General features: G+C 69.9%; 16 protein-coding genes and 3 pseudogenes. 10 read left to right on the forward strand and 9 right to left on the reverse strand.

Annotated features, from left to right (window positions below; genetic code table 11):
- Positions 1-36 precede the first annotated feature (36 nt).
- Both QF035_RS01715 and QF035_RS01720 read left to right on the forward strand, forming a co-directional pair.
- Positions 37-495 (forward strand): PaaI family thioesterase, encoded by a 459-nt coding sequence (locus QF035_RS01715; RefSeq protein WP_307517655.1) that lies wholly within the window; start codon positions 37-39, stop codon positions 493-495.
- Between the two features lie 7 nt (positions 496-502).
- A pseudogene (locus QF035_RS01720) lies at positions 503-1,099 on the forward strand (MBL fold metallo-hydrolase); the annotation flags it as partial.
- Positions 1,100-1,742: 643 nt separating this feature from the next.
- Here the strand turns inward: QF035_RS01720 and QF035_RS01725 are convergent.
- Entirely contained in the window at positions 1,743-2,321 is a 579-nt protein-coding gene (locus tag QF035_RS01725; RefSeq protein WP_307517656.1) for a TetR/AcrR family transcriptional regulator, read from the reverse strand.
- 91 nt (positions 2,322-2,412) lie between these two features.
- Between QF035_RS01725 and QF035_RS01730 the strand changes: the two genes are divergently transcribed.
- A complete protein-coding gene (locus QF035_RS01730; RefSeq protein WP_307517658.1) occupies positions 2,413-2,859 on the forward strand; it encodes a DUF1772 domain-containing protein in 447 nt (148 codons plus the stop codon).
- Between the two features lie 53 nt (positions 2,860-2,912).
- Positions 2,913-3,206 (forward strand): annotated as a pseudogene (locus QF035_RS01735) (IS5/IS1182 family transposase); the annotation flags it as partial.
- 27 nt (positions 3,207-3,233) lie between these two features.
- Here the strand turns inward: QF035_RS01735 and QF035_RS01740 are convergent.
- The 3 genes from QF035_RS01740 to QF035_RS01750 form a co-directional block, all read right to left on the reverse strand.
- Complete coding sequence (locus QF035_RS01740) at positions 3,234-3,839, reverse strand: dihydrofolate reductase family protein (RefSeq protein ID WP_307517660.1); 606 nt, start codon at positions 3,837-3,839, stop codon at positions 3,234-3,236.
- A 392-nt stretch (positions 3,840-4,231) separates the two neighbouring features.
- Positions 4,232-4,609, reverse strand: coding sequence for a fic family toxin-antitoxin system, toxin component (locus QF035_RS01745; RefSeq protein WP_307517661.1), 378 nt, complete (start codon positions 4,607-4,609; stop codon positions 4,232-4,234).
- Positions 4,609-4,848: a hypothetical protein gene (locus tag QF035_RS01750; RefSeq protein ID WP_189844351.1), complete on the reverse strand. Its 240-nt coding sequence runs from the start codon at positions 4,846-4,848 to the stop codon at positions 4,609-4,611. Before QF035_RS01750 ends, QF035_RS01745 begins: the two co-directional genes overlap by 1 nt.
- A gap of 338 nt (positions 4,849-5,186) precedes the next feature.
- Between QF035_RS01750 and QF035_RS01755 the strand changes: the two genes are divergently transcribed.
- The 3 genes from QF035_RS01755 to QF035_RS01765 are packed head-to-tail and all read left to right on the forward strand — an operon-like array spanning position 5,187 to position 8,353.
- Positions 5,187-6,311, forward strand: a complete 1,125-nt coding sequence (locus tag QF035_RS01755) for a sugar ABC transporter substrate-binding protein (protein ID WP_307517663.1) — start codon at positions 5,187-5,189, stop codon at positions 6,309-6,311.
- A gap of 30 nt (positions 6,312-6,341) precedes the next feature.
- A complete protein-coding gene (locus QF035_RS01760) occupies positions 6,342-7,121 on the forward strand; it encodes an ATP-binding cassette domain-containing protein (RefSeq protein WP_307517664.1) in 780 nt (259 codons plus the stop codon).
- Entirely contained in the window at positions 7,112-8,353 is a 1,242-nt protein-coding gene (locus tag QF035_RS01765; protein WP_307517665.1) for a sugar ABC transporter permease, read from the forward strand. The genes QF035_RS01760 and QF035_RS01765 overlap by 10 nt, the downstream gene beginning before the upstream one ends.
- Positions 8,354-8,837: 484 nt before the next feature.
- Here QF035_RS01765 and QF035_RS01770 read toward each other — a convergent pair whose 3' ends face one another.
- Genes QF035_RS01770 through QF035_RS01780 form a run of 3 tightly spaced genes read right to left on the reverse strand, consistent with a single transcriptional unit; the run spans position 8,838 to position 15,794 of the window.
- Entirely contained in the window at positions 8,838-9,785 is a 948-nt protein-coding gene (locus QF035_RS01770) for an ABC transporter ATP-binding protein (protein WP_373466596.1), read from the reverse strand.
- Positions 9,778-12,612, reverse strand: a complete 2,835-nt coding sequence (locus QF035_RS01775) for an FtsX-like permease family protein (RefSeq protein ID WP_307517666.1) — start codon at positions 12,610-12,612, stop codon at positions 9,778-9,780. Before QF035_RS01775 ends, QF035_RS01770 begins: the two co-directional genes overlap by 8 nt.
- Entirely contained in the window at positions 12,609-15,794 is a 3,186-nt protein-coding gene (locus tag QF035_RS01780) for an ABC transporter permease (protein WP_307517667.1), read from the reverse strand. The genes QF035_RS01775 and QF035_RS01780 overlap by 4 nt, the downstream gene beginning before the upstream one ends.
- A gap of 280 nt (positions 15,795-16,074) precedes the next feature.
- Between QF035_RS01780 and QF035_RS01785 the strand changes: the two genes are divergently transcribed.
- Complete coding sequence (locus QF035_RS01785) at positions 16,075-16,470, forward strand: GNAT family N-acetyltransferase (protein ID WP_307517668.1); 396 nt, start codon at positions 16,075-16,077, stop codon at positions 16,468-16,470.
- Between the two features lie 423 nt (positions 16,471-16,893).
- On the opposite strand, the pseudogene QF035_RS01790 reads toward QF035_RS01785, so the two are convergent.
- Together QF035_RS01790 and QF035_RS01795 are read right to left on the reverse strand one after the other, a co-directional pair.
- Positions 16,894-18,045, reverse strand: a pseudogene (locus tag QF035_RS01790) (IS701 family transposase); the annotation flags it as partial.
- Positions 18,046-18,179: 134 nt separating this feature from the next.
- Complete coding sequence (locus QF035_RS01795; protein WP_307517669.1) at positions 18,180-18,710, reverse strand: SMI1/KNR4 family protein; 531 nt, start codon at positions 18,708-18,710, stop codon at positions 18,180-18,182.
- Positions 18,711-19,413: 703 nt separating this feature from the next.
- Here QF035_RS01795 and QF035_RS01800 point away from each other — a divergent pair.
- Entirely contained in the window at positions 19,414-20,319 is a 906-nt protein-coding gene (locus tag QF035_RS01800; RefSeq protein WP_307517670.1) for a hypothetical protein, read from the forward strand.
- 74 nt (positions 20,320-20,393) lie between these two features.
- Complete coding sequence (locus QF035_RS01805) at positions 20,394-20,876, forward strand: hypothetical protein (RefSeq protein WP_307517672.1); 483 nt, start codon at positions 20,394-20,396, stop codon at positions 20,874-20,876.
- The last annotated feature ends 120 nt before the right edge of the window (positions 20,877-20,996 follow it).

Here is a 20,996-nt window from a genome sequence, read left to right on the forward strand (position 1 = left end):
GATCCGCCCGACACGGAGCTGAAGGAGAGCACGCACGTGGAAGACCGGACACAGCAGGAGCAGGCGAGCCCAGCGGTCCGCAAGCGCGTCCAGGACAGCTTCGACCGTCAGGGCCTCATGACCCATCTCGGCGCACGCCTCGCCCACATCGGGCCCGGCCGCGTACATATCGTGCTCCCGGCCCGCCCTGAGGTGACACAGCAGCACGGTTACGTCCACGCGGGCGCCACCAGCGCCATCGCCGACACCGCCGGCGGCTACGCCGCCCTCACCCTGTTCGAGGAGGACTCCGAAGTCCTCACCGTCGAGTACAAGATCAACCTCCTGGCCCCCGCGGCCGGTGACCACCTGGAGGCAGTCGGCACCGTCCTCAAGCCCGGCCGCACCCTGACCGTCTGCCGACTGGAGGTGTACGGCATCCAGGGTGACGGCGAACGCAAGCTCGTCGCCAACGGCCAGCAGACCCTGATCCGCGCGAACAGGCCCGCCGAGTGAGCCCGGAGTGAGCCCCCACCCGGACGCGCCGTCGTTGCCGGCCTGGGTCACGTGGTGGCAGCGCCCGTTCCCCGACGCCAACACGCTCCTGCTCCCAGGACGGCAACCAACCCTGATCGACAGCGGGTTCGTCGCGCACGCGCAGGAGACCGCGGCCCGGGCCCGCTCCCAGGCCGGCAATGTCGCCCTCGTCGTGAACACCCACTGGCACTCGGACCACGTCGGCGGCAACGCCCTCCTCCAGGCTCAGGGCGCCGCGATCGCGGCCGGGGCACCGGAGGCGGAGGCGATCTCCCGCCGCGACCCGGGATGTTGCGCTGCCGAATACCTCGACCAGCCCGTCGCCCCGTACACCGTCGACCTCGCGCTCGACGACAAACAGGTTCTCTGCCTCGGGGACACCGACTGGGAAGTCTTGAGAACCCCCGGCCACACCCCGGGCCATCTGGCCCTGTGGCAGCCGGAGGAGCGGCTCCTCGTCGTCGGGGACGCGATGTCGGACTACGACGTCGGCTGGGTCAACGCCGCCCTCGACGGCCCCGACGCCGCCACCACCGCGCTCACCTCCCTGAAGCGGATGGCCGACCTCGCCCCGCGCATGATCCTTCCTTCCCACGGCCCGATCCCCACCGAGCCCGCCACCACCCTGCGCCGGGCCCAGCGCCTCGTCGACGACCCCGGCGGAGCAGTCTGGTACGGCGCACGGCGGATCTTCGCATTCGCCCTGATGATCCGCGAAGGGATCCCGGTCAACGAGGTCGAGCCGTACCTCCTTGCCCGAACCTGGCTGACCGACGCCGCCCGCTTCCTGGACGTGTCCCCCGAGTTCCTCACCGCCGAGTTGGTCACGACCATGCTCAGCAGCGGCGCGGTCGTCCTCCGCGACGGACGCCTGCACGCAGCCGCCGACCACACCCCGACGACGGCCGAGGCGTTGCACATGCCCTACCCACGCGCCTGGCCGACCACTGAGCCGCCCTGGCTTGGTGGTTCGGAATTCCGAGTCTCTGGCCAGCCGGCCCCGGATACCGCACGTGCGACACCGAGCCGAAGGGGCGGGCCCGAGGTGCGGGCGGTGCAGGCCGAAGCGCCGACACGCCAAGGAACTGCAGGGCCCGAGGTTGGAGCCCCGTCAGGAGCGCGGGCCCCGGAGATCTGCGGCTGCACCTTGTGCAGCGTGACCGGAGGCGATGCCGTAGGCGGGCAGCCGGGGCAGGAAGAGCCCGGCTGCCCGCCCGGACGGCGCGTCAGACCATGGCGAGCCGGTCCACCAGCAGCTCCACCCGCCGCTCGGCGTCTCCCGGCGGCAGCCGTCCCGCACGGGTCAGGGTCGCCACTCCGTGCAGGGCCGCCCAGAACACCTCGGTGAACAGCGCCGGGTGGACGCCGTCCCCAGCAACCTCGCCGAGGCTCTCCAGCAGGGCGGCGAAGGCGTCCTTCAGAGGCTCCGGGGTTTCCTCCTTCGCGAACGCCAGGCCGCCGTCGAGCTGGAACATGGCCTCATAGACCGCCGGGTTGCGTTCGGCGAAGTCGAGGTAGACGCGGGCGAGGGCCGCGACCCGGGCGCGCGAGCCGTCCGCGGCGGAGGCCGCGGCCCGCAGCTCCGCGGCCATCTCGGCGGCGCCCTCCAGGGCGACGGCGCCGATGATCTCGCGCTTGCCGCGAAAGTGGCTGTAGAGGACGGGCTGGCTGTACTCGATGCGCTCGGCGAGCCGGCGCGTGGTGACCGCGTCCCAGCCCTGTTGCTCGGCGAGTTCGCGGGCCGTCGCCAAGATGAGGCGTTCACGGCCCGCCCGTTCGCGCTCCTTGCGTTCCTGTACCGACATGGGGAGATTCTAGCATCGCTAGACAATCGAGCGTCGACAGGGCTAGCGTTGCCTCATCATCTAGCGGTGCTAGATCCCAGGAGGGGTCATCATGCTCAATGCACTCGAGGTCTTCACCACCGTGGCCGTCGGCGTGATGGTGGGGGTGGAGTTCTCCGTCGCCTTCTTCGTCAACCCGATCCTCGACGGCCTCCCCGGCGACAACGGCCTCCGCGGCCGCACCCACGGGGCCCGGCTGCTCGGCACCGTGATGCCGTTCTGGTACATCGGCTCGCTCGTCCTCGCAGCAGTCTGGGCCATCGCCGGATGGCATGACCACGGCGCCGGCCTCGTCGTCACCGCCGCCGCACTGCTGATCGTCAGCGTGGTCATGTCGATCGTGCTGCTCGTCCCGATCAACAACCGGGTCAAGACGTGGACCGCCGACGGCCTCCCCGCCGACTGGAAGCAGCAGATGAACCGCTGGGACCGCCTCCACTACGTCCGCGTCGCCGTCATCATCGCCGCCTTCACCCTGCTGGTCACCGCCCTCTCCTGAGCCCACGGGCCGACGGGGTGTCTCACGTGTACCGAAGGACGTCGGGATCGGAAGTGATGGCACGCCTGCGCGTTCCCCGCCGCCGTGGACGGCCCCGCACGAGGCCGGACATGGTCCTGGCCGACAAGGCGTATCCCTTCCGCGTGATCTGCAGCGTCACTGGCTGCGGCGGGGATGCCGGGGCGGCAGGCCACCTGCCTTCGACCGCGAGACCTGCAAGCAGCGCAACACCGTCGAGCGGTGCATCAACCGCCTGAAGCAATGGCGCGGCAATCGCCACCCGTTACGAGAAGACCGCGACCATCCACCTGGCCGCCGGACTCCACGTCGCGGGCATCCTCCTCTGATCAGCTCGGTGATCCGAACGAAACCGCTCAGTAGCTGTCGTAACTGGGCTTGCCGTTCGGCCGGTAGGCACCGACGATGGTGCCGCCCTTCGTCGTCGAGACGCTGACCGGCTGCAGCGCAGTGGGGATCGCTCCGTCGGCGAACAACCGTTTACCGGTGCCGATGATCACCGGATGGATGGTCAGCCGGTACTCGTCGACGAGGCCGTGCCGCATGAGGGTCTGGGCGAGGTCGCCGCTGCCGACGACGTTGATGTTGCCGCCGTCGGACGCCTTCAGCTTCCGCACGGCATCGACGGTGTCGCCCTCCAGCAGCGTGGAGTTCTGCCATTCGACGGACGTCAGGGTCCGAGACGCCACGTACTTGTGCATGCTGTTCATCCGATTGGTGAACGGGTTGTCGGGATCGGCGGTCGGCCAGTACGACGCGAAGATCTCGTACGTCTTGCGGCCCAGCAGCATCGCGTCGGCAGGCTCGTACCAACCGGCGATGGCCGCGCCGACCTCGTCGTCGGCCACCGGTTTCTGCCAGCCGCCGTACTCGAAGCCGCTCTCGGCGTCCTCGTCCGGACCGCCCGGCGCCTGCATGACGCCGTCCAGCGTCAGGAACGTGCAAACGATGATCTCGCGCATGGTGCGCTCCCTTCGTCGAAGGGTAGACGGCACAACCGCCGGAAACTCATCGGCGGAGCTTCCGTGACGCGGCACCAGGGCCGTCGTTTGGATCAGCCCGGCTGTGAGTGAGGTGCGGTACCTCTTGTCCGACCCGAGCAAGGTCTGGTGCGTGCAACCACAGGGCGGAGGAGGGCATCAATGCGGAGCATGGCAACCGACGCCAACGCCGCACATGTGCGTGCCAGACTCCGCTCGGGTCGCGATGAACGAACGACAGGCCCTGGACCTGAAGGACCCGAGCCCGCTGCGTCAGCCTCGACCTGACCACTACAGAGGTTCATGCATGACGTGGGCCGCGCCGGGGCCGCTTCTCGCGCTCCCAGTCCGTCGCACCGGTGAGGCAGCTCCGATCAGGTGGCCTGGGGCCAGGTGCGCAACAGGGCGGCGATCCTGGCGGCAGTGCAGGTGGGATCACGCAGTATGTCGCGGAGGGCGACGGCGTTCTCGCGAGTGGGCTTGACCGGGATCCCGGAGGCCTCCAGATACATCACGCCCGTCGCGGCGGCCACAGCCATGTTGGAGCGCTCCAGCCAGCGGCAGCGCCCGAGGATGTGCACCAGCGCGGCGGCACGGGCGTAGGGACCGTCGTAGACAGGTGTTTCCAGCAGTTCGGCCCGGTGACAGGCGACCGCAGCCACGGGCACCCCGTAGTCGTCCGGGGCGGGATCCGCCGCACCCGCCACTTCCGCGACCTGCAGGATCCAGGGGACATCGATGTACAGGTCCATCAGGCGGCGTGAGCCCCCGAGGAACGACGGTCGGCGTCTTCAACGTCGTCGAAGACCGCCTGGTGCTCGTCGAGGAAGCGCCTCGCCGCGTCCACGCCTCGTTGACGCAGCCCGCCGACGTCTTCTCGCACGAGAGCAGCGATGTAGTCGCCGACGCTCATGCCGCGATCCTTGGCCCGGGCCGTAGCCAGCTCCGCGATCTCGTCGTCGACGCGCCAGCCCTTCTGTGACTTCGCCATACCCAGATGGTAACAGCTGGTACCAGAGGGCGACCGGCTCCGCACTGCACCGCTTGTCGGCGTGCTTGCGGAAGCGTTCACGTGCACGTCGACACCACTCACAGCCGCGACTGGTCTCTCAACCGGCCGGCCGCGCGTCCCGTAAGGCGCAGCACGAGCACAAGTTGCTGGTTGTCCTCGGCATGGCCGTCGTACCGCCGTCGTCACATCCGGGCCCCGCCCGGTACTGCCAGACGAGCGCCGGACCTGAACGGGACGACGGCGATGCCTTGACTACGCTTGGGCACTAAGCTCCCAATACTGGGGATAATGGGGCAAAATTCGCTAAGGAACCGAAAATGTTTCTCGGTGTCAGCCTTCCGGTCGTGAAGCGCAGGTCCCTCACCCGTGCGTCTGTGGCGATCTCGGTTGCCGCCGGCCTGGCCCTGACCGGAGCCTGCGGCGGGGTCGGGGGCGGGGGCGGTGAGGGCGGCGGCGACAGCCTCACCGTCGGCGTACTGCTCCCGGGCGGCGGGGCCTCGCGCTTCGGGCAGTTCGACCGGCCGCTGATCGAGCAGAAGCTGAAGCAGTTGTGCCCTGACTGCCCGGCGGCGACCGTCGCTGCCACGCCTGAACCGGCGGTCCAGCGGCAGCAGCTCGAGGCCATGATCACCAGGGGTGTGGATGTCCTGATCATCGCCGTCGTCGACGCCAAGGGGTTGCGCTCGACGGTCGAGGCCGCACACCGAGCCGGTATCCCGGTCGTCGCCTATGACCGGCTCGCGCAGGGCCCGATCTCCGGTTACGTCACCTTCGACGGCGCGACGGTCGGCAGGCTTCAGGGCGAGGGGCTCCTGAAGGCCATGGGCACAAAGGCGAACGGCGGCCAGATCGTCATGATGAACGGCGCCACGCCCGACCCCAATGCCGACTGGTACAAGCAGGGAGCCCTCTCCGCCCTCAAGGACAAGGTGAAGATCGGCAAGTCGTACGACACCGTCGGATGGCGGCCGGAGAACGCCTACGTCAACATGACCGGCGCCATCGCCGCCCTGGGCGCGGGCAACATCGACGGCGTTCTGGCCGCCAATGACAGCCTCGCCGGCGCCGTGGTCTCCGCCTTCAACGCCGCAGAGGTCAGACCGCTGCCCCCGATCACCGGCCAGGATGCCGATCTCCCGGCCGTGCGGCGCATCGTCAGGGGCGACCAGTACATGACCGTCTACAAGCCTTTCAAGCCGGCGGCCGACGCCGCCGTCGAGATGGCCGTCGCGCTGGGGCGCGGCGAGACGGTCGGTTCCATCGCCACCGGCACCGTCGACAGCGTCACCGCCAAGGACATCCCTGCGGTCCTGCTCCCATCGATCTCAGTGACGGTCGGCAACATCAAGAACACTCTGGTAAAGGATGGTATGTACACAATCGACCAGATCTGCACTGCGAAGCTCCGGTCCGCCTGCGACAAGGCCGGACTCACTCCATGAGCTTCCGCGAAGGCGGAAGGAGGTGGCCACGTGCCGGCACAGCCCCTGCTGGCGTTGCGCGGCGTCTCCAAGCGCTTCGCTGCCGTCCAGGCGCTGGTGGACGTCGAGCTGGAGATCAGAGCCGGGGAGGTGGTCGCCCTGGTGGGCGACAACGCCGCCGGAAAGTCCACCCTCATCAAGGTGATCTCGGGGGTCGGTCCCGCCGACAAGGGCGTCATCGAGTGGCAGGGCAATGCCGTCCAGATCAAGCGCCCCCAGGACGCCCAGATCCTCGGGATCTCGACCGTCTACCAGGACCTCGCAATGTGCGGCAACCTCGACGTCGTCGGCAATCTCTACCTCGGCCGGGAAATCCACCGGCTCGGCATCCTCAACGAGGTGGAGATGGAGCGCCGCACCCGCGAGCTGCTGCAAACCCTGTCCATCCGCATCCCCGACGTACGTGCGCCGCTCGCCACGCTGTCCGGCGGCCAGCGGCAGGTCGTCGCAATCACCCGCTCGTTTCTGAGCGCGCCCAAGCTGCTCCTGCTCGACGAACCCACCGCCTCCCTGGGCATCGAGCAGACCAATCAGCTCCTCGACCTCATCGAGCAGGTGCGCGACCGTGGCTCCGGGGTGCTCCTCATCAGCCACAACATGGGTGACATCAAGGCCGTCGCGGACCGCATCGCCGTGCTGCGCCTCGGCCGCAACAACGGCCTGTTCGACGTGAACACCACCTCCCAGGAACAGATCATCTCCTCGATCACCGGCGCGACGGACAATGCCGTCGCCCACCGCACGACCCACGCGGAGGAGGCATGGCCGTGAGGTGGAGGAGGACGCGGGCGCGCGGCGCCGATGCCTCGCCCGCTGCCGACCGTCTCAGGGCGAACGCCGGCGTGGTACGCCGCAGACTGCACGAAGCCGAACTCGGCCCGGCCCCGGCCCTGCTCGCTCTCGCCGTGACCTGGATGGTCTTCCAGGGCCTCAACGACAACTTCCTCTCCTCACGCAACCTGTCCGTCCTCAGCGTGGACATTGTCGGGACCGGCATGATCGCCGTCGGCATCGTCTTCGTGCTGCTGATCGGAGAGATCGACCTGTCGGTGGGCTCGCTCGCCGGTCTGGCGGGCGCCCTCTTCGCGTCGCTGAACGTGAACCTTGGAATGCCCGAATGGCTCGCCGTGATCATCGCGGTCATCTGCGGTGCGGCAGCCGGGGCCGTCCACGGATTCTTCTTCGCCAAGATCGGCGTACCCGCGTTCGTGGTCACCCTCGCGGGCCTGCTGGCCTGGAACGGCCTGATGCTCTACCTGCTGGGGCCGGAGAGCTCCATCAATTTCAGCGACGCCGGGCTGGTCGCCATGCTGACCAGCCGCTACTTCAGCGCCGCCGTGGTCACCTACGGCCTGGCGGCGCTCGGTACGGTCGCGTACCTGCTCCTCTCCTACCACGACCGCAGGCGCCGCAGCGCCGTCGGGATGCCCTACCGGCGGGTGCGCGAGATCTGGGCGCGTACGGCTCTGCTCGCGGTGGTCGCGTTCGCCACCATCTACGTGCTGGGCCGGTTCGAGGGCCTGCCGCTGGCGCTCCTGATCTTCCTCGGAGTCATCGTCGCCTCGGACCTCTTCCTGCGCCGCACGACCTACGGCAGGCAGGTCCTCGCCCTGGGCGGCGGTGTGGAGGCGGCCCGGCGGGCCGGCGTCTACGTGGCACGCGTGCGAATCGCCGTGTTCCTGGTGTCGGGGACCCTGGCCGCAGTCGGCGGCCTGTTCGTCGCGTCGCGCCTCACCTCGGCAACCCAGGTCCCAGGCTCCGGCATGCTGCTCATCAACGCCATCGCCGCTGCCGTCATCGGTGGCACCAGCCTGTTCGGCGGACGCGGCTCGACCTGGTCCGCCCTCCTGGGAGTGCTCATCATCCAGTCGATCGCCTCAGGCATGGCGCTGCTCGGAGTCGAGCCCGCGGTCCAGTTCATGATCACCGGTGGAGTGCTGCTCACCGCGGTGGTCTTCGACGCGTTGGCGCGGCGCGCCGCGGAGTCACGCGGGCGGGACTGAGGGATGTCCGATCACCGGCCAAGGCGTGGACACCGAGCGTTCGGGCCCGAGCAGGCGCCGCGGCCTGGAGCCGCTGCTGTCCCAGCGTGACGGCGAACGCGACCTCTGATGATCAAGCTGCTCGACGTCTTGATCACGAGCAGGGGTCGCGTTCGCTTTCCCTCCGCCCGCAATCGGGTCTTACAACGGCTCACGCGAAGAGTGGAGTTGTCGGATCCCTGCGCAAGTCCGGAGACCTCACGGTCTCCGCCACGGGCAAGTGGTGCCACCCGCCCGGTGCGCCGATGGCACGCCCACAAGGCCGACACAGCCCCTGTCGACGGCTGGCCAATCACCCCGCCTGGGGCGCTGTGTCGCGATGCCAGCAGGTCGCCCCGTAGAAGCCGTGCCAGGCCAGGAGATCCGACACGTTCCTGAACACGGCGCCGCTTGAGCCACTGCGGCTGACGGACCACACGACCGGCGGTCGAGGCATTCCCGTCGGTCACGTCAAGGGATTGGGGCCGGGCGGCTGTTCGGTGCGGTCGGGCCACACCCCCACATGGTCCGGTTCCTCGGTCAGGCGGACGCGGCCGCTCAGGCCGTAGCGCTCCACGTAGTCCCGGGGCAGTTGGAGGCGGCCCGCGCGGTCCAGGACCGTGTACTCCTCGGCGCCCCCACCGCCCGGCCCGCGCAGGGTCTCCGTGGAGGTGCGGCCGTCGCGGATGCGGACCGTGCGGCGGACCTGCCCGGAGACCAGGGGGTCGTGGGTGACTACCAGGACGGTGGCGCCCAGTTCCTCGTTGGCGCGGCGCAGCGCGGCGAACACCTCCTCGGCGCTGGCGGTGTCCAACTCGCCGGTGGGCTCGTCGGCGAGCAGCACCTGCGGGGTGTTGGCCGTGGCGACCGCGACGGCCACTCGCTGCTGTTCGCCGCCGGACAGCTCGGCCGGCCGCCGGTCGCGGCAGTAGGCGACGCCGAGGACGTCGAGGAGTTCGGCGGCACGCGCGGCACGCTGACGGCGCGGCACACGTACGTACTTCATGGGCAGTGCCACGTTCTCCAGGGCGGTCAGGTAGGGCAGCAGGTTGCGTCCGGTCTGCTGCCAGACGAAGCCCACGGTGCGGCGGCGGTAGCCGAGCCGCTCTCGCCGCCCCAGCGCGAGCAGGTCGTGCCCGGCGACCCGGGCGCGGCCCGCGGTGGGCAGGTCGAGTCCGGAGAGGATGGACAGCAGGGTCGACTTGCCGGATCCGGACGCGCCGACGAGCGCCGTGCACTCGCCCTCCTCGACCACCAGGTCCAGGCCCTGGAGGGCCTGGACCTCGACCTCGTCGGTGCGGTAGACGCGGACCAGGTTGTCGCACACGACGAGCCCCTCGTCCGCGTGCGGGCGGACGGCCTCGCGGGCTCTGTCTTCCAGGTGGCGCAGGTCGCCGGCGTGAGGGTCAGTCACCGTTCCTCCCCAGTCGCAGGACCGCGCCGAGCCCGCGGCGCCGTCCGATCCAGGTCTCCACACCCACCGCCACCACCACCAGCACGCCCAGGCCTGCGCCCAGAGCAGCGGTCAGCAGCAGGTCGGGATGCGGGGTGGGGGCGGCGGGTCCGCCCGTGAACTCCCGCAGATCCAGGGCGGGGCCGAGCAGAGAGGGCAGCGTCAGGCCCAGGGCGGTGCCGCCCGCCACCGCCGCCACCACCATCGGAAGCAACTGCAGCAGATGCAGCGCCGAGGTGGCACGGTTGCCCAGGCCGAGTGTGCGCAGGTAGGCGGTGGTGCGGCCGCGCGCCTCGGCGGACAGCAGCAGTTCCAGAACCAGCGCCAGCAGGGCCAGGAGCACGGCGAGTGCGGTGCACATGGTGTGCGCGGCCCGCAGGACGCTGATCATGCCGTCGGCCGCGGCATCGGCCTGCTCCTCGGAGCGGATACGCAGTTCGCCGACGGCCGTGTCGTGGCCGGCGCGCGGCACCAGGGACCGCAACGTCTGTACGTCCAGGTGCGGGCCGTACAGCAGCAGCGAGGACCCCTCGAAGTCGCTGGCCCCGATCGCCGTCAGGTCACGGTTGTCGGCGAGCAGCAGTCGTTCCCTGGACGGTGTTGTGCCGCGGACCGGACCCAGCGCCGGGTCCTGGAGTACGTCGTCGGGGAGGGGGCCGGCGACACGCAGGTGCATTTTCCTGCCGTGCAAGGTGATGGTGAGCCGGTCGCCCGCGCGGGCCCCGGTGGCCAGCACCCGGACGTCCGTACCGGGCCGCGGGCCGGTGAGCCCGGCGGCGTCCAGTGCGCGGGCCGCGGGCGAGTGAGGCGCTGCCGCCCGCAGGCGTGCGCCGTCGATGCCGACCAGGCTCGCGATGCCGTACCGGCTGCCGCTGGTCGCGCTCGTCGGGTCCACCCGCAGCTGCCGGACGCTGACGGTCTCGCGTACCCCGCGCACCTGGGCCAGCCGCTCGGCGACGGCAGGGCTGCGCTGTGCGCCGAGGTAGGAGGCGTCCGCGCCGACCTGCCATCCGGCGGCCTCACGGCGCCCCTCCGCCAGTGTCCCGGCCACGAAGCCGCCGAACACGGCTCCGGCCAAGGTCACCACCAGGACCAGCAGGGCGAGGGCCCGCGCGGGCGCTTCTTTCGCTGCCCGGGAGAGCGCGATCAGCGTCACCACGCCGCGTCTGCGGGCCGAGAAGCGCGCCAGGATCCGTACCGGCAGCGGGTAACAGCGCACCAGCACAGCGACGGTTGCGAGTCCCAGCAGCGCGGGCACCGCGGCCAGCAGCGGGTCCGGTCCGGCCTCGGCAGCCGTCCCCCGCGTCCGCAGCGCGACGACACCGGCCGCGGCCAGGAGCAGGACCACTGCCTCGGCAGTCAGGCGGCGGCCCGCCGCGTGCGGGGCCGGGCCGTGTCCGGTGCGCGCGGTTCGGTCGCGCAGGGCATGCCAGGTCAGCGCGGGCAGCAACAACCACACCAGCCCGGCCACCAGCAGCGCCTGCCCGTAGGCGGGCGAAGGGCCGGGCAGCGAGCGGGCGGCGGCGATGCCCGCCACGAGCCCGAGCAGCACGGCCGGCGCCGTATGGACCGCCCTCGCCAGCGCCAGGCCCGTCGCGGAGGCGCCGCGGGCACGCTGCAGCCGATGCGCGTCCAGGCTGCGGCGCACCGCGAGCAGCGCGGTCACCGCGGCGGCGAGCAGGCCGACGACGAGCAGGGACGCCAGCGCGAAGGAGATCACGGCGCGGCCCTGGCGCCATTGCCGGCCGAAGTCGGCGAGCGCGTCGGGAAGATGCGTGCTGTGCTGCAGGGTGGAAGCCGGGTGCGGGCCGATCTCGCAGAACATACCGCCGTAGTCGGCGATGTCACCGCAGAAGACGGACCGCGCGTCATCCGGGTAACGCACCAGCAGCCGCTGCAGCTCCCCCTGACCCCGCTCCCCCGCGAACCGTGCGGCGGTCCCCTCATCAAGATCCAGGCGCATTCCCCACGTGACCGTCAGGACCGCCCCGGCCTGCGCCTGCAGAGCCGTGACAGTACCGGGCGCCACCAGCGCGCGGGCCTCCCAGTCCAGCCCGGCAGCGCTACGCGGCGGAAACCGTGACGGGCCCGCCAGCAACGGCACCTCATGCCACAACCGGTCCCCACCTGCAGCGCCGGCGCCCTTCGCGTCAGCACCCTTGCTGCCGGAGCCGTCCGCAGTGAAGAACCCGACGACCACAGCGGTGGCCTGGACATTTTCCAACGCGCCGGGACTGAGCGGGAGTTCCTGCCCCAGCCGCAGCTTCAGCGCATCACGCGTCCGGGTGGAGACGGCAATCTCCACACCCTTACCGCGCCGGGCGGGCGGCCGCCCCTCCACGTAGGCCCCGCGCCCGGGCGCGTCGGAGGCATACACCAGGCCCAGACCCACCTCCCCCGCTCCCGCAGCGGTGCGCAGGAGCGGCAGCTCCACCCGCGTCGAGTCGTGCACGAGGCCGCCGTTCAGGGCATCGGGAGCCGCGTTGGCGATCACCTCGGTGACCGGGAGCAGGTCCTCGGCCAGGTCACTCGCCCAGGCATCGGCGTCCGCGCTGTCCGCCGGCTCGAACCGCGCGCTGAACAGGATGCCGGGCTCCACTTGTTGCTCCTGCTCCAGCCGCGAGGCCAGAGCCCGCCCGGCGAGCCGCTCCAGGAGTCCGGGACCTGCGGCGGCGACCGCGGTGAGCAGCGCCACCAGCACAGCCAGGCAGACCAGCAACGGCACATCGGCGCGCACCTCGCGCACAGCGACCCAGCGCAGCGGCCGTACCGAGCGCCTCACCTTCACCGGTCCTCCCCCGCGCGCAGCACCCGCGCCAGATCGACCCGCCCCAAAAAGCGAGCGGCGACCGTCACGACCGCGCAGATCACCAGCGTCGTCGCCCCCGCCGTGAGAGCCACCCGCGCCCAGGGCACGTCGGTGAGCAGCCCCGGGTAAACCGGCCTGCCGGTGTCATCGACCGTCACCACTGGCATCACCAGTGCAGCCAGCACGGTCCCCAGCACCGTGCCCAGCACCGCCGCCACCGCAGCCAGCACCAGCTGCTCCGTCCACAGATACGCCGCCAACTGCCCACGCCGCACACCCAAAGCCCGCAGCAACGCGAACTCCCGCGTCCTGGCCCGTACCGACAGCGCCGTATGCAGCGTGAAGCCGACGACCGCGAACGCGGGCGCCAGGACCAGACACAGGGTCAGTGCCCCGCGTGCCCCCTGCCGCAGCGGATCGGCGGCCAGTCGGGCCCGCATCTGCGGCACGTCGACAGCCGTACCCAGGCGGGGATCGGCACGCACAGCCCTCAGCGCGGCCGCCGCGTCCCCGTTCTCGGCGGCCACCCACCAGGCGGAATCGGCAGCCGGCAGGGTTCCGCCGAGCACGAACTGGGCGGCCAACGCCCGGGAGTCGGCCAGCAGCCGCGGCCGGTCACGGTCCGCGCCCGGCACCGCGTCGATCGTCCCTACGATCCTGATGCGGGCCGTGCCGCCGCCGGCGCGCTGCACTGTGACCGTGTCCCCCACCCGGGCAACGCCCGAGGACAGCAGCATGCGGTCGGCCAGCGCGGGCACAGGCGGACTCCCCTTGGCACGGTCGGTGCCCAGCCGCACGCTCCAGGTCGGGTACTTGAGCGTGGTGTCCGGTCCGCGCAGCACAGCGTCCAGGAGCGTGCCGGGCGCCGACCGGTCGGAACACAGCACCGGCCCCGGAGCACTCCCGGGCAGCCGGCGTGCCCTGGCACCAGGGCATCCGGCGATCTTCCGGTCCGGGGCGTCGGTACGCAGGTCGTGCCAGGCAGCAGGCCGGGTGAGGCCGGGTACGCGGTCGACGGAGAAGTGGTAGGTACGCCGTACTCTCTCGCCGGTCATGCTCACCCCGAGCTGGACGATCCGTGCGCCTTCGCGGGCGACCGGGACCTTCAGGCGCACGGTACGGGCCGCACCACCGGTGTCCTTGAGGACGGCCTCGCTCGCTCGGGTGAGACCATCGGCGTCCACGAAGTGCACGGTGAGCGTGAGGGGCACCGGGGTGCCTGGCCCGTCGGCGGACAGTCGTACACGCAACGGGAGTTCACCCGCCGCACCACTCAACGGCAGCCCGTGGACGGGAATGTTCCGGCCCAGCGGAGCGATCAGCTCGGACACCGGCCGGTCACTGAGGTCGGGACGCAGGGCCGGGGCTGGGCCGCGTGCGGTGTTGACACCGGTGACGGTGACCCAGCTCTGGCCGAGGTAACCGTTCGCCTCCACCATCGGAGTCACCGCCCCGGCGCCCGGCAGTGCGCCGTACGCGGCGCGCCGCTCGGCCGTCGCGAGCCGCTCACCCGGGACGATCCGCAGGTCGGCACCGACCCTGAACACCGCCTGGTCGTGGTCGCCACGGTCCAGGATGGCCAGTGCGGTGCTGCTCAGCGCGGCAACGGCCAGGGCGAGTGTCACCAGCAGCGCCGGACCGGCATGCCGCGCAGCACGCCGCGCGATCTGCCAGCCGCCCAGCGGCAGCACCAGTCCGGTGCCGCGCCGCGCGAGGGGATCCGCGATACGCGCGGCCAGTGGCAGCGCCCGCAGCACCAGCAACGCCGCTGCACACGTCATCGCCACCGGCGCAAGCACCAGCACCGGGTCGACTCCCCCACCGGTGACCGGCGACCGGTACTGCCGCAACTGCAGCCAGCCCAGCACCGCAACAGCGGCCAGCGCCACATCCGCGCCCAGCCGCTGCGCCCCCGCGAACCGTCCCAGGCGCAGCCGGAGCCTGCGCACCGCCTGCCGGTCACGCACGGTCCGGATGGTCGGCCACAGCAACGCCGTACCGTGCACCACAACAGCCAGCAGCGCTGCCACCCAGCCCGCCGCCAACGTCGCCGTCGCCGGCACATCGCCAGGAATCAGACCGGCCCCGTCCAGAAGACGCAACAGCGGACCGGCAAGGAACGGCGCGGCCGCTCCCGCCGGCACCGCAACCACCGCCCACTGCAACGCCGTTGCCACAGCCAGCCGTAACGTTCCGGCACCCCGCGCGGCGAGCAACGCAAGCTCGGCACGACGGTGCTCGGCGAGCTGACGCGCAGTGAGTACGAGAGCAGCCACAGCCAGGGCAGCGAGCAGCGTCGCCGGAATGTAGAGACCGGCACGCGCCACAGCGATCGGGGTCGTCAGGTCGTCGAGAGCGTTGTCGAGCGTGGACCTGACCTCCAGCTCGGCCGTGAGCGGAGCACCGCGGAAGACGGACAGCGAAACGTCACTGCCGCCGAACGCGTCGGCACGCCGCTGCAACGGCCCGATGTCACCGAGCCCAAGCCCGCCTGTGTCCGGCACACCCAGCCACAACGCATCGGCGTCCCTGGTCAGATCCGGCACCGCCGCAAGCGCCTGACGCGACACCAGCACCATCGACTCGGGCGTCCTGAAGGTGGGACTCAGACTCGCCCAGACGGCCGGGCTGCGGCCGCCCACCCGGTACAGCCCGGCCACCCGCATCCGGACCTGCCGCCCGCTGTCGGGCTGCACCCGCAGTTCGTCGCCGGGCCGCACCGCGAGTTCCGCGGCAAACACCTCACTCACCGCGGTCTCGACCACCCCACCACCGCCACCCGTCCGCGGCCAGCGCCCGGACACCAACTCGGCATGCCGCTGCGGCTCCTGAAGGGCAACGAGAGTGGCGACAGCGTCGTCCCGCCGACGGCCGTCCGCCTCGGTCACACTGAGTGCGGCGGACCGGCTGGCCGGGACCCGTAACGCGGACCAGGTGTGATGCGGTACGCCACCGAAGGCGCGGTCGACGGCAGCGCGTACCAGGCCATCGACTTCTCCCGCACCGCGCGGCCGGTACGCTCCGGAGACCTCGACCACCGCCCCCGGATCACGGGCCAGCCGTCGCTGTATCCCGCCCTCGACGGCCTTCTCGGTGAGCGCCGCGAGCGCGGCCAGGACGGTGGCGGCGAGCAGCACCGCAAGGCCCGCGGCCCCCAGCACCAGTCCATGGTGCGCGGTTCCACGCACTGCGGTAGGCGCACGTCTCCCGCTCAACTCGCCGGTCTCCCCCCGTATGACCCGCCACAGTATGGGTCCCTGTGTCCGAGACCCGCAATCATCCGGATCGGCCCGCCGAAACCGGCGCCCATGCCCAACGGGACGAGATCTGTGCCCAACAGGGCCTGAACCGACCCCACACATCAAGCCGGAACTTCTCCTCGTACCGAAACCCAGCCACTGGCTTTGGCGCGGCCATCGCGACGGACACTACGATCGAGGGGTGACGATCAAGTACGAGTGGCGGGGTGACTTCGGCAACGCTGCCCTCAACGCGCTCCACGCTGACGGATTCGACCACCCGGTCGCTCAGACCGACTGGCGAGAACGACTTGAACGTCGCAGTCTCGGCTGGGTCTGCGCCTGGGAGGACGGGTCCCTGATCGGCTTCGTGAACGTCGTCTGGGACGGTGGCGTCCATGCCTTCATCCTGGACACAGTGGTCGCACGGCATCGCCGGGCGAGCGGTATCGGTGCCGCCCTGGTCGCAACCGCAGCCCACGAAGCCCGTGCTGCGAAGTGCGAGTGGCTCCACGTCGACTTCGAGGAGCACCTGCGTTCGTTCTATTTCGATGCCTGCGGCTTCAAGGAGACGGCAGCCGGTCTCATTGCTCTATAGCTCCGTGGGCAAAGGCGCACAGGACCAGGAGCGTGATCAGCAAGCCCGCTTGGAGGGCCGAAGTCCGTGCGCACAGCGACCTGCAACGGTCACCATGGTGAAGGCCACTGGGACCAGGCGTCTCGCCTCCGGTCATGGAATCCGCACGGCGCCTAGTACTCCAGTTGCGGTTCTCCATATGCCCTGGTCAGGTGGCTCTTTTGGTGTGTAATTGGCTGACGCCTCGTCAGGGCGGCGGTGGTTCGTGACTCACCCGATCGGGGTGCGCGCGGTGCTGATAGTGGCAGTGGCGGGCGACGGCCTGGTGGCGGCGTCGCCATCGGGACCAGTGGAGACGGCGCCGAGGTGAGTGGTGCCGGGCTGCGGAGGAATGGGCAAGGTCCAACAGCCTTCGGATTTCTGCCACGGTGAGGGGAACGAGGCTGCTCGAACCGTTTCTCCGGCCCCCTTTTCGAGGGCATGGGCGGTCATCGCCGCCAGGAAGGCGTGCGCGAGCATGGCCAGGGTGATGTGGCGGTACCAGCCGACGTAGCGGCGGACTTCGTACTGATCCAGGCCGCATTCGTTCTTCGCGGCCTGGAAGCACTCCTCGATGGCCCACCGGGCGCCGGCGACCCAGACGAGTTCGGCTACCGTGACGTCTGCCTGGGCGAAGGCGAGGTAGTAGGCGATCTCCTCGGGACGCGCCAGGCTGCGGCGGGCCAGAACCCAGCGGTAGTGGGTGGGATCGCAACCGTCGATGGTGGGCAGCTTGGCCGCGGCCCAGTCGTAGACCCGCGGCCCCTTCGCCCCGTCCCCGCAGGAGATCCGCTCCCACGCCTCGGCCGGGGCGCCGGCCAGGACATGGTCGATGCGCCAACTGCCCGCAGGCGTCTTGACCTGCTGGGACTTGGGCACCGCCAGGACGTATCCGACGCGGGCTTCCTCCAGGATCTGCCGGAAGTGCCACTCCTGTCCGTAGGCCGCATCGGCGGTCACCCAGGCGATCGGCAGGGCAGAGTCCAGCGCCCGCCGGACCATGGCGCGTGCGAGTTCCGGCTTGGTCGCGAAGGACCTGCCCTCCGGGATTCGGGCGGCGCGGCACCGGTCCGGATCTCCGGTCCAGGACTTGGGCAGGTAGAGCTCGCGGTCCACCAGGGCCCTGCCCTTGGCGGAGGCGTAGGCGGCGAACACCCCGATCTGGCAGTTTTCCGTGCGGCCTGCGGTGCCGGAATATTGGCGTTGTACTCCGGCGGAGATGGTGCCCTTCTTGAGGAAGCCGGTGTCGTCGACGATCAGCACACCGTCCGGCTGCCCGAGCCGCTCAGCAACGTAATTCTGCAGGTCATCACGGATCTCGTCGGGTTCCCACTGGCACCACGACAGCAGCCGCTGCAACCCGTAGGGAGTGGCGTTGCCTGCGTGCTCGGCCAACTGCCAGCTGTTCTTCCGACCTACCGGTCCCAACAGGCCGCGGACGTAGTCCCGCATCCGCCGCCGCGGCTCGACGCGGCCGAACCGCTCTCCCACCCGGAGCAGCAGCGACTCCAACTCGGCATCCCACAGGCCTACTTCGACATCGATCTCCGGCTCCATAACCGGTTCAACGCACCCCGATCGGGTGAGTCACGAACCACCGCCGCCCTGACGAGGCGTCAGCCAATTACACACCAAAAGAGCCATCTGACCAGGGCATATGGAGAACCGCAACTGGAGTACTAGGACCGGAGCTACAGGTATCCCGGCTCGCCGGTAGCGACAAACCGCGTCAGGGATCGTTCCAGCAACTCCAGGAACTCCCTCAGGCCGTCTGCCACCCTGTCCACCTCAGTAGAGTCCAACGACGCTGTCCGCGTCCGGTACACCGCCCCATCCTGGTCGGCCACATACAGCAGGCCGGCACCATTTGAACCAACGACCAAGCCACAGTGCTCCTGGTTCGCGCCGATACGAACTGAGCCGTACTCAGTGAGCCGTTGCAGGACTTTGCTCACGGAATCGACGAAGTAACCGTTGCCGACGTCCTCCCATGTGACCTCGCCAACGCTTTCGTAGAATGCGACCAAATCACCTGCCGCGACGTCCACTTGAACCAGAGCGCGGGCCGCTTCTTGATCGTCATGGTTGGCCGATCGGACCTGATTGGTCCCCGGAGGGAACCCGTGCCGACGCTCGAACTCCTCTGTCATCGCGTTCAAGACATCTGACGCCTTGCCCACCCACGACGACAGCCAGGCATGTGACAACGATCGCTCACTCATGAGGCCGGATCATGGCATGCATCGCAGAAGCCAACCGGGAAGAACCAACCCATCACGCATCAAGGGCTCGCAATGAACTGACTTGTCGGTAGGTGATGAGGCAACAGGCCAGTCTCAGTACGACCTGATGGATGTCGACTCGCCCCGGCTACTGCACTCGCTCGGCCTCCTCCCGTAACGCCGCAAGCGACCTGGACGGACGAACCACGCCCATCTCCCCCGTCGACGACGGGAGTTCATGCCCGCCCCGCCCAAAGTAGCGATCACGTTCGGAAGGCGGAGGCTTCTGAGACCCGACACCTGACATCTGTCAGGACCGGTGCGGTCGGCCTCCTTCTAGCCTTGCGGGGCGCAAGCACACCCCCCACGTCATTCCAGCCGCAAGGAGCGCCATGTCGCTGTGCACCCGTACGGCCGCCACGCCGAACGCGGCCGCTTCGTTCGTCGGTTTTGCCGGACTCGCGCCGACGGCATCAGCCAGCGCGCCGGCTGCCGCGGCGTCAGCACCGATACGTACGGGTGCTGAGGGCCCTGCGACGGGTCCGGTCGGGTACGGGGCGCGGGACCACCGGGGACTGCTGCCCAGGTCCGCCGCGAGACCACGGGGTTGACGCGCGGCGGACCACGTCACCGTCGCCCTTCCTCTCCGTGGCCGCCCTGGCCCGCACCACTGCCCCGTTCACAATCAACGCGAGAGGATGTCATGCGCAAGGCCGTGATCAGTCTGCTCCTTGTGTCGGCCGTCATCGCCGGCTGTGGCAGTGCCCAGCACACTCCGCAGAGCACGGCGCCTCCGTCGGCCGCGACTGCCCGGCAGCTGACCGATGCCGAGCAGTTGCGGATCTCGGACGCACAGCAGAAGTTGATCGGCACGTGCATGAGGCGGCAGGGTTTCGAGTTCTGGGAGGCCGAGCAGCTCAGCCTGGAGGAAAGCCGCACGCTCGGCTATGTGTTGGACGATGTCGGCTGGGCCCGCAAGCACGGATACGGCAGCCGCATCGAGGCCAAGGAAGCGGCCGCCCGCGCCTCCAACCCCAACCTCGCCTACCGCAAGCGCCTGTCCGAGCAGCGTCGCCACGTCTACGACGAGGCTCTGGACGAGGGGATCGACGCGCCAGTGATCGCCGTCGAGATCCCCGGCGGCAGCACCTTGCGCAAGCGGATGGGCGGCTGCGTGGCCGAGTCCGAGAAAAGGCTCTACGGCGATCCCAGGGCTTGGTTCCGTGCGGAGAAGGCTGTCGGACACCTGCGGTCGCTCTACGTTCCCCGGGTGCTGGCCGACCAGCGGTTCTCAGCGGCGCAGAACGCCTGGTCGCGGTGTATGAAACGGGCCGGATACGTCTACAGGGACCCGGGGGCGTCCCGCCAAGCAGCGGTGGCGCAGGCTTCCCGGACGGCTGAGCCCAAGGCTTTCAAGGCCGAGCGGAAGCTCGCCGTGGCCGACGCCACCTGTGCGCGGGACACCGACCTCCGCCCCATCGGTGAGGAGCGCGAGAGCCACTACGTCGCCCAGTTGCGCGACCGCTACGGCGAAGCCCTCGACACGCACAGCCGGTTGCAGCACCAGGCGCTCGACCGCGCCAAGAAGATCGTCGGCCCACGGGCCTGACTGCCCATCACTTCCACGGCTCAACCGTGGAACCGTATGCCTCATCCCAGAGGCGGACACCAAGGAGTACGCCCATGCGCAGACCAGGTACAGCCGCCATCGTCATCGCCCTGACCTCCCTCGGACTTGTGGCACCGACCACCTCTGCCACGGCGGCAACACAGGAATACCGCTGTCAGCAGGAGTGGCCGGGCCGTGACGGCAACGTCAGGGCTTGGACGGACTACGGCTGTGACGGGAACCTCCTCGGTGTGACACCGGGAGACGATCGCTTCTGGGGCGATGACAGTGGCCCGTTCCAGACGATCGCCTACAAAGAGGCGTCGTCTGTGATGAACAGCGGGTTCATCGGGGGCAAGGACGTCGTCGCGTTCTACTACGACAAGGACTACCAGTATCAGAACGGCTACGTCTGCCTCGCTCCTGGAGAGCTGTGGGCAGACAACCTCACGGACAACTACTTCTACAACAGGCCGGGGCAGGTCGTGAACGACCGCATCGGGTCCCACCGCTGGGTCACCGCCTCCGGATGCGCGGCGGGCAGCTGGCTCACCTGACCGGAACGGGCACCGGATCCCGGCAAACACTGGAGGAGGGAATGCGCAAAACCTTCCTGGTCGGGTAGCCGCGCGGGGATCGGCGTATGAGAGCAGGGCCTCTTGGCGCGTCGGGGATGC

This window comes from Streptomyces umbrinus (assembly GCF_030817415.1).
Taxonomy (GTDB): domain Bacteria; phylum Actinomycetota; class Actinomycetes; order Streptomycetales; family Streptomycetaceae; genus Streptomyces; species Streptomyces umbrinus_A.